The following is a 16,541-nucleotide window of genomic DNA, read 5'->3' on the forward strand; positions in this document are numbered from 1 at the left end:
TTCACTTTGTTCATTACTTTTGTTGTTTATATCCTTTTTGTTAAAACTAACGTTTACAAAAGTCCATAAACAACAAAACCCGACTATTGTCGGGCTTTGTTTTGTCTTTGCGGAAGGGGAGGGATTCGAACCCTCGGTACCGTTTCCAGTACGACAGTTTAGCAAACTGTTCCTTTCGGCCACTCAGGCACCCTTCCTCGTTTTGACATTGCAAACATAAGGCAATTATTCTATTCTGCAAAGTCAATTTTATAAAAAAAATACAAAAAATACGTAAGGTTATAGTAAGCGATTGTATGTCAATTTATTGCTTACAGAATAATTTTCACTTATTTTTTCTTGCTGAGATCGTAATCGACCCGAACATGGTAAATGCTCTTCAACATTGCCTTGAAAATGGTTGCAGATTCTGTGATTTCCTTTAATGTAATATTACTATTTGCAAATTGATTCAGCTTCAGCTTATGCTCAATAATTTTATCGACAAGCGTATTAATAGAATCCTCCGTATGTTCTTTAAGAGCTCTAGATGCTGCTTCTACAGAATCTGCCATCATTAGTACAGCTGTTTCTTTCGAATAGGGAATAGGTCCAGGATATTGGTACAAAGATTCGTCAACAAGTTTGTCGGGATTATTCTTTATAAATAAATTATAGAAGTAATCGACTTTTGTCGTACCGTGATGCGTTTTGATGAAATCGATTATAACATCTGGAAGCTGATTTCTTTTTGCAATCTCAACGCCCTTTATAACGTGTGAAATAATAATTTGTGCACTCTGTTCAGGTGATAATTCATCATGCGGATTCTTTTCTGTTTTTTGATTTTCAATAAAGAATTGCGGGTTTGTCATTTTACCAATATCGTGGTAAAGTGCACCTGCCCGTACTAAGAGAGGATTTCCGCCAATTCGGTAGATAGCCGCTTCAGCTAAATTGGCTACTTGTAAGGAGTGCTGGAAAGTACCAGGGGCTTTAAATGAAAGTTCACGCAGAAGCTTTGAATTACTGTTGGTCAATTCCATTAATGTCAGATCAGATACGATTCCAAATAGTTTTTCAAATGCGTATACTAATGGGTACGCCATTAATGTGATCATGACACTGACCACAAAAGGGATGACGTCCATGACGTTAATGGTACTTAAGGATCCGTTACGTGTGAGTAAAAGTCCAAAATAAGCAATCAAATAAGTCGCGAGTATAATGGCTGACGAGATGAAGAATTGTTCTCTCTTTACTAATGTTTTGATACTGTAAATCGCCACGATTCCAGCCATGAATTGCAGAAATACAAATTCATACGAGTTCGGAACAAATAACGCTGCCAGTAGGACCATCAGTAGGTGAATATTCAAAGCTACCCGGGAATCAAATAGGATGCGGATAATGATCGGAACTGAACAGAATGGAATGTAGTATAAATTAGGAATTTTAATCTTAATGGCCCATGACAAGACGGCAAGCATGCCGATGATCACAATCATAATGATTGATAGCAGGCGATTGTTGTAATAGATGTCTTTTCTGAAAAGATATAGAAATACCATCAGAATACATAAAGCAAGAGAGATAATCAAAAATTGCCCCAGTGTAACGTAAATCTGATTGCCAGAGATTTTTCCTTCGTCCTCATAAATCTTGCGTAATGATTCTAGTTTCTGATAGGTTTCATTACTGATAATTTTATCCTTTTCAGCAATTAATTCTCCCTTTTGTACAACTCCCCGGGTAGAGGAGATATTTGCTAAAGCATTTTGTTCCAGTCGCTCTGTCTGTTGATCATTGTAAACATAATTTAGGGTAATATAGTTTTTTAATGTCTCTAAGAGCCATTTCTTGTACACGATCTTTGACGAATTGCTTAAGACTGAATTGGCGTATTCATAAGAAGATTCGATTGTATAACAATCTGCCGTATTTTTTTGAGTGGCGACTTTATCTTGTATCAAGGTAAAATTATACTGCTTTGCAGCAGGACTCTTGTCGTCATTTCGGTTTTGAAAACGATTATTTAAAGACAGGATGCCTCGGTCGTATAGATGCGTTAATATGGCATTTCCGACGGCACGGTAATCCTGTATTTTTTGAGGAGTAGTGTCTAATTTATTGGTTTGCCATTTTTCAGCTAGATCAGTTTCAAATTGATCGATCTGTTCCCTACTGATGGTCGAATTAACGTCATAGATAGGTTGAATGGTTTTAAGAATATTTTTCTTGTCTTCATTTAGTTCCTCCTGTGTTTTGAGTATCGCAAAATTATAGGGAGAAATTAAGTTTTCGTGATCCCAGACTTTTCCTTTCTGAAATTCATAGCGAAAGCGAGCCTGTTTTGGAAGGAAGATACAAATAAGAATGATGGTTGCCAATATTAAGCTTATCTTACGGATAAGGTTAAGATTAGTGTCGGACTCACGATTATATTTAATTTTTAATCTACTCACGGGGTTGAATTGTAGTTGGATAATAAAAAATTACTCAAACAAATGTACTTAAAAATGCGCTATTATAAAGTTCATTGTCATTAGGAGGTCAGGTTATATTTAATTTTTTTGATTTAAATTCGGGCTATCCGCAAGACTTAATTATCTTTGCAAAAACAAATCAAAGACTCATGTCAAGTAAAAAGCATCTTATTGCACCTTCAGTTTTGGCAGCGGATTTCGCTAAATTGTACGATGATATTATAATGGTAAACAATAGTGAAGCCGATTGGTTTCATATTGATATTATGGATGGCGTGTTTGTGCCAAATATTTCTTTTGGTTTTCCAGTAATGCAGGCAATCGCTAAACATGCTACAAAACCTTTAGATGTACATTTAATGATTGTAGATCCTGATCGTTATTTACAGCTATGTAAAGATTCTGGAGCTGCTGTTATTACCGTGCATTATGAGGCTTGTACACATTTACATCGCACGTTAGCAGCGATCAAGGAATTAGGCTGTAAAGCTGGCGTCGCTTTGAATCCGCATACACCAGTTTCTTTATTGGAAGATGTGATTGCAGATTTAGATTTAGTGTGTTTAATGTCTGTAAATCCAGGTTTTGGCGGGCAGAAATTTATTCAAAACACCTACAATAAAGTAAAACAATTGCGCGCTATGGCAGCAGGTGTGAATGATGGATTATTGATTGAAATCGATGGAGGTGTCGGAGTAGGTAATGCAGGCGCTCTTTTACAAGCTGGCGCAGATGTGTTGGTAGCGGGAAGTTCTGTGTTTGCAGCAGCAAATCCAACACAGTCAATAGCTGATTTGAAAGCTGTTGATATTCAATTGAAAAATATTTAGTTAAACTAATATATTGGCTATAAAGGGAGATCGGATATGATTTCCCTTTTTTTGTGGGTTATTTCCACATTATATTTAATCTTAGCGTCAAAATTTACTAATTTCTTACCCTAAATATTTTAAATTTAAATAGTCAAGTGTCTGTATTTTAGCATGTTGTTTCGATATTTTATTTTAAAATAAATGTTGTTTAGAATATTTCCAAATTAAAGCAATAAGTCTTATTGGTACGTATTAACCGTTGATTTTTAGTATTTTTGTAGTACGAGATGAGAAGTTTTTTTTAATGAAAACAGATCGTCAAAATGAAAGAATTGTAGAGTTAAATTTAAGCACCGGCTTGCAGTGCATTACTGATGTTTTTTTAGCTTAATTATTAAACGTGTGGTAGTATCAGGAGATAATATTTGATATTTCTTGTATTGCCTTTAAACATATAAAAGATTTATATACTATGAGTATTTACAACGATTACGTACAAGAGGTTGTAGAACGAAAAGGTGAAGGTTTAAATCCTAAACCAATTGACGGAGCAGAATTACTAAGTGAAGTTATTGCTCAAATTAAAGATTTGAATAACGAAAATAGAGTCGAGTCTCTGAAGTTATTTATTTACAACACTTTATCTGGTACGACTAGTGCGGCTGGTGTAAAAGCAAAGTTCTTAAAAGAAATTATTCTTGGTCAAGAGACTGTTGCAGAAATTACACCTACTTACGCATTTGAGTTGTTATCTCATATGAAAGGCGGTCCTTCTATTGAAGTACTTCTGGATTTGGCGTTAGGTAATGATGCAGCTATTGCTAAGCAAGCTGCTGAAGTTCTTAAAACACAGGTTTTCCTTTATGATGCCGATACAGAGCGTCTAAGAGAAGCATTTAACAGCGGTAATGCAATTGCGAAAGAGATTCTTGAAAGCTATGCCCAAGCTGAATTTTTCACGAAACTTCCAGAGTTACCAGAAGAAATAAAAGTTGTAACTTATATTGCAGGTGAAGGTGATATCTCTACGGATTTACTGTCTCCAGGTAACCAGGCGCACTCGCGTTCTGATCGTGAGCTACATGGAAAATGTATGATCACTCCAGAAGCGCAGCAAGAAATCAAAGCTTTACAGGTACAATATCCAGACGCAAGCGTTATGCTGATTGCTGAAAAAGGTACAATGGGAGTGGGATCTTCAAGGATGTCAGGTGTAAACAATGTGGCGTTATGGACAGGTAAACAAGCAAGTCCTTATATCCCATTTGTAAATATTGCTCCAATTGTTGGTGGTACGAATGGTATTTCTCCAATCTTTCTGACAACCGTAGATGTTACCGGTGGTATTGGAATTGATCTTCAGAACTGGAAGAAAAAAGTAGACGAAAATGGTCAAGTTGTCCGTAATGAAAATAATGAACCTGTTTTAGAAGAAGTTTATTCTGTTGCTACAGGAACAGTTCTTACAATCAACACGAAGACTGAAAAATTATATAATGGAGATCAGGAATTGATCGACATCTCTAAAGCGCTTACTCCTCAAAAAAGAGAGTTTATAAGAGCAGGTGGCTCATATGCAATTGTATTTGGTAAAAAGATCCAAACGTTTGCAGCTGGAGTTTTAGGGATTTCAATTCCGACTGTTTTTGCTCCTGCAAAAGAAATTTCTATTGAAAATCAGGGCTTAACGGCTGTTGAAAAAATCTTCAATAAAAATGCTGTTGGTTCAACTCCAGGAAAAGTGTTACATGCTGGTTCTGATGTTCGTGTTAAAGTGAATATCGTAGGATCTCAAGATACAACAGGTTTAATGACCGCTCAAGAGTTAGAGGCAATGGCTGCTAAAGTTATTTCTCCTACAGTTGACGGTGCGTATCAATCAGGATGTCACACAGCATCTGTATGGGATAAGAAAGCGCAAGCTAACATTCCTAAGTTGATGAAGTTTATGAACGACTTCGGATTAATCACTGCACGTGATCCTAAAGGAGAATACCATGCCATGACTGACGTTATTCACAAGGTATTAAACGATATTACGATTGATGAGTGGGCGATTATTATTGGTGGCGATTCTCATACACGTATGTCTAAAGGTGTTGCTTTTGGAGCTGACTCTGGAACTGTTGCCTTAGCATTAGCTACGGGTGAGGCGTCTATGCCGATTCCAGAATCCGTTAAAGTAACTTTCAAAGGCAGTATGAAACAGCACATGGATTTCCGTGATGTGGTTCATGCGACACAATCTCAAATGTTACAGCAATTTGGTGGAGAGAATGTGTTCCAAGGTAGAATTATCGAGGTACATATCGGTACACTTCTTGCCGATCAGGCCTTTACTTTTACAGACTGGACTGCAGAGATGAAAGCAAAAGCTTCGATCTGTATCTCCCAAGATGAAACGTTAATTCAGTCTTTAGAAATCGCTAAGAGCCGTATCCAGATCATGATCAATAAGGGTATGGAGAATAAAAATCAAGTATTACAGGGATTGATCGATAAAGCTAATAAACGTATCGAGGAAATTAGAACAGGTGAAAAACCAGCTTTATCTCCAGATGCAAATGCTAAATATTATGCTGAAGTCGTGATCGATCTTGATATTATTGATGAGCCGATGATTGCCGATCCTGATGTTAACAATGTTGACGTTTCAAAACGTTATACACATGACGCAATTAGAGAACTTTCTTATTACGGCGGTGACAAAAAAGTAGACTTAGGTTTCGTAGGTTCTTGTATGGTACATAAAGACGATTTAAAAATCGTTTCTCAAATGCTTAAGAATGTGGAGAAACAACTTGGTGTTGTTAAATTTAATGCACCATTAGTTGTCGCTGCGCCTACTTACAACATCATTGATGAATTGAAAGCAGAAGGAGATTGGGAATACTTACAGAAATATTCGGGTTTTGAATTCAGTGATGCTTTGCCAAAAAGTACTGCACGTACAGAGTACGAAAATATCATGTATTTAGAGCGTCCAGGTTGTAACCTTTGTATGGGTAACCAAGAAAAAGCGGCAAAAGGTGATACGGTAATGGCTACTTCAACCCGTCTTTTCCAAGGTCGTGTTGTTGAAGATAGAGACGGTAAAAAAGGAGAATCTTTATTAGCATCTACTCCAGTGGTTGTGCTTTCTGCTATCTTAGGTAGAATTCCAAACGTTGAAGAGTACAAAGCTGCTGTCGAAGGTATCAACTTAACTAAGTTTGCGCCTATCTCGACAAAGTAGAAAAAACTAATATTGAAGTTTTGGTAATTAACTAAATTAATATCATAAATTAGAAATATATGGCTTTTGATATAGAAATGATTAAAAAGGTCTATAGCCGTTATGAGGAGCGTGTAAACGCTGCTCGTAATCTGGTTAATAAACCTTTAACCCTATCTGAGAAAATTTTATATACTCACTTATGGGATGGTAATGCAACTGAAACATACGATAGAGGTGTATCTTATGTAGACTTCGCTCCAGACCGTGTAGCGATGCAAGATGCGACTGCACAAATGGCTTTATTGCAATTTATGCAAGCAGGTCGTCCTCAAGCGGCTGTTCCTTCGACTGTGCACTGTGATCACTTGATTCAGGCAAAAGAAGGAGCTCAAGTGGATTTACAAAGAGCAAATACAGAATCAAAAGAGGTTTTTAATTTCTTGGGTTCTGTTGCAAATAAGTATGGTATCGGATTCTGGAAGCCTGGAGCAGGTATTATTCACCAAGTTGTATTGGAGAACTATGCTTTCCCTGGTGGTATGATGATTGGTACAGATTCACATACTGTTAATGCTGGTGGTTTGGGTATGTTGGCTATCGGTGTCGGTGGTGCTGATGCATGTGACGTGATGGCTGGTTTACCTTGGGAACTGAAATTCCCGAAATTGATCGGTGTTAAATTAACAGGTAAGCTAAGCGGATGGACGTCTCCTAAAGATGTTATCTTGAAAGTTGCAGGTATCTTAACCGTTAAAGGTGGTACTGGTGCTGTTGTAGAATACTTTGGTGAAGGGGCTCAATCTATGTCTTGTACGGGTAAAGGTACCATCTGTAACATGGGTGCTGAAATAGGTGCTACGACATCTACTTTCGGTTATGATGAGTCAATGGAACGTTATTTACGTGCAACTGACCGTGCGGATGTTGCGGATGCGGCGAATGCTGTTAAAGAACATTTAACTGCAGACCCTGAGGTGTACGCAAACCCTGAGCTATATTTTGATCAAGTTATTGAAATTAATTTATCTGAATTAGAACCTTCTTTAAACGGTCCTTTTACACCAGATTTATATACCCCAGTTTCACGCATGCGTGAAGAAGCGGCTAAAAATGGCTGGCCTACAACAGTAGAATGGGGATTGATCGGGTCATGTACAAACTCTTCTTACGAGGATTTGTCACGTGCTGCTTCTATCGCTAAACAAGCGGTTGATAAAGGTTTAGTAACGAAGGCAGAATTTGGTATCAATCCGGGTTCTGAGCAAGTTCGTTATACTGCTGATCGTGATGGTTTATTGAAAACTTTCGAAGATCTAAATGCGACGATCTTTACCAATGCTTGTGGTCCATGTATTGGTATGTGGGACCGTGTTGGTGCTGAAAAACAAGAAAAAAATACGATTGTTCACTCGTTCAACCGTAACTTTGCTAAACGTGCCGATGGTAACCCAAATACATTTGCTTTTGTAGCTTCACCTGAAATCGTTGCTGCAATTGCAATTTCCGGTGATTTAGGTTTCAATCCATTGACAGACACCTTGACAAATGCTAAGGGTGAGCAGGTTAAATTAGACCCGCCTACAGGTGACGAATTGCCTTCAAAAGGTTTTGCTGTAGAGGATGCAGGTTATCAAGCTCCTGCGGCGGATGGTTCATCGGTTAAGATTGATGTGGATCCAAATTCTGATCGTCTGCAATTATTAGAGCCTTTTGCGGCTTGGGAAGGTACAGACTTGAAAGGTTTGAAATTATTGATCAAAGCTAAAGGTAAATGTACAACTGACCATATTTCTATGGCTGGTCCTTGGTTGAAATACAGAGGTCACTTGGATAACATCTCGAACAATATGTTGATTGGTGCTGTTAATTACTTTAATGAGAAAACAGATTCCGTTAAAAATCAATTGACAGGTGAGTACGGACCAGTTCCTGCAACGCAACGTGCTTATAAGGCTGCCGGTATCGGATCTATCGTTGTTGGTGATGAAAACTATGGTGAAGGTTCTTCACGTGAGCATGCTGCCATGGAGCCTCGTCATTTAGGTGTTCGTGCAGTGTTGGTTAAATCTTTTGCTCGTATCCACGAGACAAACTTGAAAAAACAAGGTATGTTAGGTTTAACTTTTGCTAATAAAGAAGATTACGATAAAATCCAAGAAGACGATACAATTGACATCTTAGGATTGACAACATTTACTCCAGGGCAACCGCTAACGTTAGTACTTCACCATGCAGATGGTACGGAAGATCAGATCTTAGCTAACCATACTTACAACGCTCAACAAATTGAGTGGTTTAAAGAAGGTGGTGCTTTGAACATTATACGTAAAAACCAAGCAAAATAATTTTATTTGCTTTTCAACGCATAACCCGGTACTTTTGTGCCGGGTTTTTTTTGACAACAATATGAATAAATTTTTATTAGCCTTAAGTGCGCTAACTTTATCTGCTTCTTCTTTATTTGCGCAAGATAATAGTAATGAATCTCCTGCAAAACCAATTGCTAAGAGTATTTTCAATCCAAAATATTCCCGTACAGAAAGTAATAAGGGAAAATTTTATTTTCACTGGGGCTATAATTTTTCATCTTATGGTAAGAGTGATATCCGTTTTAAAGGAACCGGATATGATTTTACATTAATGGATGTAAAAGCTGCAGATAGACCGACTAAACTGTCCATGACTTATATTAACCCGGCAACTATCTCCATTCCGCAGTTTAATTTCCACTTCGGTTATTTTATAAAAGATAATTATTCGATTTCGCTAGGTTGGGATCACATGAAATATGTTGTTGATATTCCGCAGACGGTAAGAATTAAAGGACATATAAGTCCTGAGATCTCTGAACCAGGTATCCCAACATATGGTATGGCTGGAACCTATAATGGGGAACAGGTTACTTTGGTTGATTCGGTATTGCAATTTGAGCATACTGATGGTTATAATTTTGCCTCTGTCGCTTTAGAAAGACATGATGATATCTGGGTTTCCAGAACCGGAAAGTCTTACTTGTCGATGGAAACAGGTGCTGAAGTAGGTTTATTGGTTCCTAGAACTGATGTTCGTCTGTTTGGAGTTGGAGAGAATAACTACTGGAATATTGCCGGCTACGGTGCTGCTGCAAAAGTAGGTTTGCAATATCATTTTTTTAGAGGATTATATCTTCAAACGAGTTTTAAAACAGGTTGGACAGACCTGAATAATATTCGTACAACGGGTAGAAATAATATAGATAAAGCAAGTCAATCCATATGGTTTTTCGAGAACTATTGGGTCCTTGGATTTAAATTCTAATAAAGTAAAAATGGGATGATCTAAAAATCATCCCATTTTTGTTTAAATATCAGAAAGTTGAAAACTGTCTTTGAGCCGTATTCCTTTTTCTGTATGCTGTAAGGTACAGCAAGCATTCATGGCGTCATGCTCTAAGAAAAGTATATATTCTTGATCGACAATCTCTTCCCAATAATTTTTCCTTTCTTCCATGGTTGTCAATGGTCTTACATCGTAACCCATCACATACGGAAGGGGTATATGTCCCACAGAAGGAAGTAAATCTGCCATATAAAGAATTGTTTTGTCTTTATATTTGATCTGGGGCAACATCATTGACTCTGTATGTCCATAGGCATATCTGATTTGGATATCTGGTCCAAACGGATTTTTTTCTTTTTCGACAAACTTGAGTTGTCCGCTTTCTTGTATCGGTTTTATATTTTCCTCTAAAAAAGAAGCTTTTTCTCTTGGATTTGGATTTGTGGCCCAGTTCCAATGTTCGGCATTACTCCAGTAATTCGCCTTTGTAAAAGAAGGTCTCAGTTTTTCACCTTCGCGGACTATAGCACCCCCACAATGGTCAAAATGCAAGTGTGTTAAAATAACATCGGTGATGTCTTCTCTATTAAAGCCATGTTTTGCTAAAGATTTATCAATGGAGTTGTCTCCGTGTATATAATAATGTCCAAAAAATTTCTCAGACTGTTTGTCTCCGAGTCCAGTATCGATAAGAATTAATTTTGCGCCATCTTCTATCAATAATAGGCGATTGGTCCAGGTGCACATATTATTTGCATCGGCAGGATTTGTTTTGTGCCATATGGATTTTGGAACCACACCGAACATGGCACCTCCATCTAATTTGAAGTTCTGCGTTTCAATTGTATAAAGTTGCATGATATTCTCTTTTTACTATTTACACGAATATACTAGTTTTGTTTTGGAAAAAATAAACCTTAATAATATGATAATATAGTGGTTATTGCTGTATCATTTCTTTATAAATGAGCTGTATGCAATCTTTTAATAATGGGTTAAAGTCTACGTTTTCAGGAATACGGCAACCATTTGTTATCACAACAATTCCGAATTTTTCTTTAGGATCGAAAAACATAGCACTGTAGAGACCATATGCGGAGCCTGTATGTCCAATTAATACTTTATTAGGGATCAATGTGTTGATGGATCTTAAAGCTAGCCCATATCCTTCTTCAGCAGTAATGGGCGTCTGCATAATTTTAGAATTCCGTTTTTTAATGATCTGTTTTCCATTTAATCCTGTACCATAGTTCATATGCATACCCATGTATTTAGCAAGATCGACTGCTGAGATCTTCATCCCGCCCGTAGGTGAGAAAATAGGAGTGGAATGCCCTAGTGTATAATTTTTTATTTCTAGCGATCTTGGATTATAAGCGCTGGGCTGTGGAAAAAAATCATGCTTAGCAGGATCGTATTCATATAAGGTTACAAATTTGTTTTGATCTAGAGAGTCCACGCAATATCCTGCATACAACTGCAGCGGATCTAAAATATGTTCTTTAATATATTGGTCAAAACGTTGTCCTGAAAGGCGCTCAATCACAGCGCCAACCATATTAAAGTTGAGGTTGCAATAATCGTAGGTCGTGCCAGGTTCGTTTGGGCTGTAAGAAGAGGCATATTGATCTGACTTTGATGGATTGATGACATCAAGATCAAAATATCCATTTTTATCATTAATACTGGAAGTATGGGAGAGAACCATTCTGAGTGTAATCTTCTTATTTGGAAACTTTGGATTTTGAACTTTAAAACCTATTAGATTACCAAAGTCATCATCGAGATGACATTTCTTTTGCTCTATTAACTGCATAATAGCTGTTGCTGAAAAGGACTTTGAAATAGAGGCAATTCTGAATAGGTCATCCTGATCCAAAGGTTGTGCTTGTGCTCTGTTTTTCAAACCGTAGGATTTATTGAAAAACAACTCGTTATTTTTAATAACAGCTACCGACAGTCCAATGGCTTCATATTGAGCCATGATATCAGTAATTTTTTTGTCTAAACTGTTCGTTTGTGCCCACGTTATTGGACTTATCAGAAACAAATAAATTAAAAGAAGAGGAACGTACTTTTTCATGATTTAAGGATTAGTATTGGAAAGGTATAAATAAATAATAAGGATCATGATATTGTCTTGCAGTTTTATGCAATTTTTATGCTGATTCATTCGGTTTTTAATGGTTTGGAATAATAAACGGGAACCGATCTTAATTGAAGCTGATTTTAGTATTAATAGCTATAAAATATAGTTTAAACTACTTTTTTTTAATTTAAAGTGCTGTTTTTTAGCTTGTTATAATTATTTGCAAATTAACTCTTTTTATTTAAAATAAATCTAAATAGAATCAAAAAAAAGATTGTAAGTTTGCATCCAAAATAAAATTAATCTAATTATTCATACACATATGAAAAAGTCATTTCTCTGCTTAGTTTTAAGCTTAGGATTAGTTGGAGGGGTACAACTTGAGGGGGTTGCACAACATCATGGAATTCATGGGAAACTAAAAAGCAAATCCGGTGCTCCAATCGAAGCAGCTACAGTTACAGTTAAAGAATTGGGGACTTCTACTGCAACAGATCGGAATGGATCGTTTTCATTTTCAACTTTACCAGATGGAACTTATACCATAATTGTTAAAAGTTTAGGTAATGTTATAGACGAAGAGAAGATAAAAGTAGTGAACGGTTCTTCTCAGCCTATTAATTTGGTTGGAGAAAGTCGTGATTCGAAATTGGATGTGGTAGATGTTCGAGGATATAACTCGCATAATAATCAGACTGTCAATGTTGGAAAAGCTGGCATTATCGATAAAGACTTACCGCAAAGCGTTCAGATCATTAATGAGCAGGTGATCCGGGATCAACAGGTTAATCGATTGAGTGATGCCTTGAAAAATGCCAATGGTATTGCTATGGGCGCAAATAGAGGTGGTGTAAATGAAAATTTTTATGCACGTGGATATAGCCTTGGTGCGAATAATATTTTCAAAAATGGTGCACGTACCAATAACGGTGGATCTATTGAAGCGAGTACATTAGAGTCGGTAGAAATATTGAAAGGTAGTGCCGCATTATTATATGGTGGTGTAACTGGGGGTGCTGTCGTGAATTTAGTAACTAAGAAACCTAAATTTGAATATGGGGGTGAAGCTTCATTCCGTGTGGGAAGTTATGATTTTTACAAACCAACGGTTGATGTGTACGGGCCTATTTCAGATAAGGTTGCTTTCCGTGTAATCAGTACTTATGAAAAATCTGGAAGTTTTAGAGATCATGTCGACTCAAAAAGATTGTATGTCAATCCTTCTATTTTATATAAGATCAATGACCGTACGGATATCAACTTTATGTTTGATTACCTAAAAAGCGATTACACACCAGATTTTGGTATTGGATCGGTAGACGGTAAATTGAATCAGGATGTTGGTCGCAATACTTTTATGAATACCTTGTGGGCATATAATAAAACCAATACCACAAATGGGCAGATCAACTTAAATCATCAGTTTAATGATAACTGGAAGTTGAATGCAATTGCGAGTTATCAAAGTTATGGACGTGATTACTACGGATCGGATAGGGTTCAAGCAAATGCACAAGGTATCGCGCCACGTAATTTGACGCGTTCAAAATCGGATGAACTTACTTTCAATCAGCAGTTGAATTTAACCGGAACTGTTAAAACAGGTGCTATCAAGCATAAGATCTTAATCGGAGCTGATGCTGATCAGTCTAATACAAAAGCATATGCATACTTTATAGACGGTATTAATTATTATGATAAGCAAGGGGCATTAAAAGTCAATGTTTATGATTCTATTTATGTCTTTAATCCGAGTGAAACGGCGGCTCATTTACCTTCTGGCAAAGGTTTGCGCACAGATATGCCTGGTGCAGAGTATTTGACCAGAACAACGACTAATATTTACCGTTATGGTGTATTTTTTCAAGATTTAATTGAAGTTTCGGAAAAATTCAAAGTATTAGCGGGCTTACGTTATACTTACCAAAGAACTCCATATGCAGATAAATACACCTATGCAACTGGTGAAACAGAGGAGGTAAAGAACCTAGATGCAAACAAAAATGAACTGGGTGCTAAAGTTGATCAGGCATGGTCGCCAAAATTTGGTTTGATTTATCAACCGATTAAGAGCTCTAGTGTTTATGTAACTTACGCGAATAACTTCACATCAAACGCAGGTTATGATGTTGATTATAAGCCAATGGGGCCTTCAACGATTGATCAGTACGAAGCTGGTGTTAAAAATGATTTCTTCAATGGTCGTTTAACCCTGAATGCATCGGTTTACAGAATCAATAACAATCGCTTTGCTCAGCAATTATTGGTGAAACCTGATGGAACTGATAATGGAGATACAAACATGAAAGAGTTTTCTGGTAAAACATCTTCAGATGGTGTTGAAGTAGATGTAACTGGTTCTATCTTACCAGGACTAGATATCTTGGCCGGATACTCGTACAACTACATGCGCTATACGGAGACAAGTCCGATCACAAAGATTACGACTGTTGTCAACGGCAGTTCTAAAGTGACGGAGGTTTCTGGTAATCAGGAAGATGTACGTCTGGTGGGAACAACAGCACATACAGCCAATGGAACTATTTTCTATACTTTGCAAAATGGTGGTGCTAAAGGTCTGAAATTTGGGGTTTCTGCATTTTACACTGGAAGAAGAAATGCCGGTTGGAATAATACAAAAATCAATGTGAGAGATGTTGTTGACCGTTTAATTACTGTTAGCCCATTCACAACAGTAGATATCTCTGCTGGTTATACATATAAAAAATGGAGCATTTTAGCTAAAATGTCTAATGTTAATAATGCTTTCAATTATTATATCCATGAAAACTACAGTGTGAATCCAATTCCTCCAAGAAGTTTCATGACAACATTGACGTATAAATTTTAAAATGTTTAGTTTGCTTATAGTTTATGTTAAAAGGGCCTCCATGGAGGCCCTTTTTATCTTGAATAGCATGTGATTTCGTCTTTTATAGCTTACTGATTTTATCAAGAAGATCAACAAGTCGATTTGAGTATCCAAACTCATTATCATACCAGCCAACAACTTTTACCAGACCTCCTACAATTGAGGTAAGTTCTGAATCAAAGACACAAGAATATGGATTGTTGATGATGTCAACAGATACAATTGGATCTTCTGTATAGTAAAGTACATTTTTCAATTCACCTTCTGCTGCTTCTTTAAATTTTGCATTAATCTCTGCTACTGTTGGTTGATGTGTCAATGTACAGGTAAAATCTGTTAACGAACCGTTTAAAACAGGAACACGAATACCGGCACCACCTAGTTTACCCTCTAAATGAGTGAAAACATTGGTAATTGCCTTAGCAGCACCAGTTGTAGTTGGAATAATGGAAGATGACGCAGCACGTGCCCGGCGAAGATCACGGTGGGGGGCATCATGCAGATTCTGATCACCTGTCATGGAATGTACCGTCGTGATATAACCGTCTTTGATTCCCCAGTTTTCATCTAAAATTTTGACCAAAGGAGCAACATTATTCGTTGTACAAGAAGCATTAGAAAGAATAGGGACATTTAAGTCAAAATCCTTGTCATTAATGCCCAATACGATTGTTGGTATATCTTTATCTGAAGAGGGGGCAGAAATGATTACTTTTTTTGCTCCCGCTATCAAATGTAAATTTGCTTTCTCTTTACTGGTAAAATGACCCGTTGACTCGACAACGACATCAATGTCAAGCGTATTCCAGGGCAGATTTTCGGGATTCTTTTCATTCGTGACTAAAATACGCTTGTTATTGATGATGAGATGATTGTCATCAAAGTCAACCGTTCCAGAAAATGGACCGTGAACAGAGTCATACTTGAATAGATGTGCTAATGTCTTTGTATCTGTTAGATCATTGATCGCAATGACTTCTAGATGTTCAGCATCCCTTATGAAAATATTGCGCAGTGTATTACGGCCAATACGTCCAAACCCATTGATTGCAATATGCATAACTGATTGTTATTTATGAAATTCAGCTATAGCTTCATTTATATTTTTATCACCTTCCCATTGTGCTTTTAATTGACCGTCGGCACCGTAAACATAATTTGCAGGGAATTGCTCAGGAACATGTATTTTTTGAATAAACTCTTGGCCTTTGTCTACTAAAACTTCAACATTCTCCATTTTTGATAATTTTGGAGCGAAATTGTCAAAGAAGCCTAATATTAAAGCAGGATCATTCATTGAAACATAGTAGATGTTAACATCTTTCAAGCGATCTCTGTTTTTTTCTAAAGCAGTTGCTTCTTGTTGACAGTGGCTGCATCCTGGATCAAAAAGGATAAAAACTGTGTTTTTATCTTTGGAAACATCTGATTTTGAAACTTTAATACCCGATCTTAATTGGTAAAAAGTGAAGTCAGGAAGTGTTTTTGCAGCTTCTTTTTGCATAGCTGCAGGAGCTTCCGTATGTGCACTATGATCATGCCCACTATGGTCGTGACCATCATGCTCATCATGTGCTTCTGTTTTTGCCGCTTCTTGCGTTTTAGTATTTGAATTGCAAGAGAATAACAGGGACGCTGTGACAACTCCTGTTATGCCTAATATTAATTTTTTATTCATGGTAATGGGTATCAATTATCTATCAAAACTATAAAAAATATTGAATTTAAACCTTAAAAAAGCTGATTAATGACACTGTACTGTATAATC

10 protein-coding genes and 1 tRNA gene are annotated in these 16,541 nt (G+C 36.9%); 5 read left to right on the forward strand and 6 right to left on the reverse strand.

What is annotated here, in order from left to right; all coding sequences use genetic code 11:
- Positions 1-110: 110 nt before the first annotated feature.
- Together WH188_RS16505 and WH188_RS16510 are read right to left on the reverse strand one after the other, a co-directional pair.
- Positions 111-197, reverse strand: a tRNA-Ser gene (locus WH188_RS16505).
- A 132-nt stretch (positions 198-329) separates the two neighbouring features.
- Positions 330-2,444 (reverse strand): HD family phosphohydrolase, encoded by a 2,115-nt coding sequence (locus tag WH188_RS16510; RefSeq protein WP_132773093.1) that lies wholly within the window; start codon positions 2,442-2,444, stop codon positions 330-332.
- Positions 2,445-2,614: 170 nt separating this feature from the next.
- Between WH188_RS16510 and rpe the strand changes: the two genes are divergently transcribed.
- The 4 genes from rpe (at position 2,615) to WH188_RS16530 (ending at position 9,791) form a co-directional block, all read left to right on the forward strand.
- Positions 2,615-3,295, forward strand: coding sequence for a ribulose-phosphate 3-epimerase (gene rpe, locus WH188_RS16515; RefSeq protein WP_021188287.1), 681 nt, complete (start codon positions 2,615-2,617; stop codon positions 3,293-3,295).
- Between the two features lie 454 nt (positions 3,296-3,749).
- On the forward strand, positions 3,750-6,512 hold the full coding sequence (locus tag WH188_RS16520; RefSeq protein WP_132842248.1) for a bifunctional aconitate hydratase 2/2-methylisocitrate dehydratase: 2,763 nt from the start codon (positions 3,750-3,752) through the stop codon (positions 6,510-6,512).
- Positions 6,513-6,571: 59 nt separating this feature from the next.
- Positions 6,572-8,839 carry an aconitate hydratase gene (locus tag WH188_RS16525; RefSeq protein ID WP_339424415.1) on the forward strand — a complete coding sequence of 756 codons (2,268 nt, stop codon included), beginning with the start codon at positions 6,572-6,574 and terminating at the stop codon, positions 8,837-8,839.
- A gap of 61 nt (positions 8,840-8,900) precedes the next feature.
- Positions 8,901-9,791: a hypothetical protein gene (locus tag WH188_RS16530; protein ID WP_132773085.1), complete on the forward strand. Its 891-nt coding sequence runs from the start codon at positions 8,901-8,903 to the stop codon at positions 9,789-9,791.
- A 42-nt stretch (positions 9,792-9,833) separates the two neighbouring features.
- On the opposite strand, the gene WH188_RS16535 is transcribed toward WH188_RS16530, so the two are convergent.
- On the reverse strand, positions 9,834-10,670 hold the full coding sequence (locus WH188_RS16535) for an MBL fold metallo-hydrolase (protein WP_339424416.1): 837 nt from the start codon (positions 10,668-10,670) through the stop codon (positions 9,834-9,836).
- Between the two features lie 82 nt (positions 10,671-10,752).
- On the reverse strand, positions 10,753-11,895 hold the full coding sequence (locus WH188_RS16540; protein WP_339424417.1) for a serine hydrolase domain-containing protein: 1,143 nt from the start codon (positions 11,893-11,895) through the stop codon (positions 10,753-10,755).
- A gap of 328 nt (positions 11,896-12,223) precedes the next feature.
- On the opposite strand from WH188_RS16540, the gene WH188_RS16545 reads away from it, so the two are divergent.
- Positions 12,224-14,752 (forward strand): TonB-dependent receptor, encoded by a 2,529-nt coding sequence (locus WH188_RS16545; protein ID WP_339424418.1) that lies wholly within the window; start codon positions 12,224-12,226, stop codon positions 14,750-14,752.
- An 82-nt stretch (positions 14,753-14,834) separates the two neighbouring features.
- Here the strand turns inward: WH188_RS16545 and gap are convergent, their stop codons facing one another.
- Together gap and WH188_RS16555 are read right to left on the reverse strand one after the other, a co-directional pair.
- Positions 14,835-15,833, reverse strand: coding sequence for a type I glyceraldehyde-3-phosphate dehydrogenase (gap, locus tag WH188_RS16550; RefSeq protein WP_021190354.1), 999 nt, complete (start codon positions 15,831-15,833; stop codon positions 14,835-14,837).
- Positions 15,834-15,842: 9 nt separating this feature from the next.
- Entirely contained in the window at positions 15,843-16,451 is a 609-nt protein-coding gene (locus tag WH188_RS16555) for a TlpA family protein disulfide reductase (RefSeq protein ID WP_021190353.1), read from the reverse strand.
- Between the last annotated feature and the right edge of the window lie 90 nt (positions 16,452-16,541).

The sequence above is a fragment of the Sphingobacterium sp. MYb388 genome (genome assembly GCF_037479535.1).
Classification (GTDB): Bacteria; Bacteroidota; Bacteroidia; order Sphingobacteriales; family Sphingobacteriaceae; genus Sphingobacterium; species Sphingobacterium anhuiense.

Bases quoted from the DNA above. Each gene is read 5' to 3' on its own strand.
- WH188_RS16535 (WP_339424416.1), bottom strand. From the start codon at position 10,670: ATGCAACTTTATACAATTGAAACGCAGAACTTCAAATTAGATGGAGGT.
- WH188_RS16545 (WP_339424418.1), top strand. From the start codon at position 12,224: ATGAAAAAGTCATTTCTCTGCTTAGTTTTAAGCTTAGGATTAGTTGGA.
- rpe (WP_021188287.1), top strand. From the start codon at position 2,615: ATGTCAAGTAAAAAGCATCTTATTGCACCTTCAGTTTTGGCAGCGGAT.
- WH188_RS16520 (WP_132842248.1), top strand. From the start codon at position 3,750: ATGAGTATTTACAACGATTACGTACAAGAGGTTGTAGAACGAAAAGGT.
- WH188_RS16525 (WP_339424415.1), top strand. From the start codon at position 6,572: ATGGCTTTTGATATAGAAATGATTAAAAAGGTCTATAGCCGTTATGAG.
- WH188_RS16530 (WP_132773085.1), top strand. From the start codon at position 8,901: ATGAATAAATTTTTATTAGCCTTAAGTGCGCTAACTTTATCTGCTTCT.
- gap (WP_021190354.1), bottom strand. From the start codon at position 15,833: ATGCATATTGCAATCAATGGGTTTGGACGTATTGGCCGTAATACACTG.
- WH188_RS16540 (WP_339424417.1), bottom strand. From the start codon at position 11,895: ATGAAAAAGTACGTTCCTCTTCTTTTAATTTATTTGTTTCTGATAAGT.
- WH188_RS16555 (WP_021190353.1), bottom strand. From the start codon at position 16,451: ATGAATAAAAAATTAATATTAGGCATAACAGGAGTTGTCACAGCGTCC.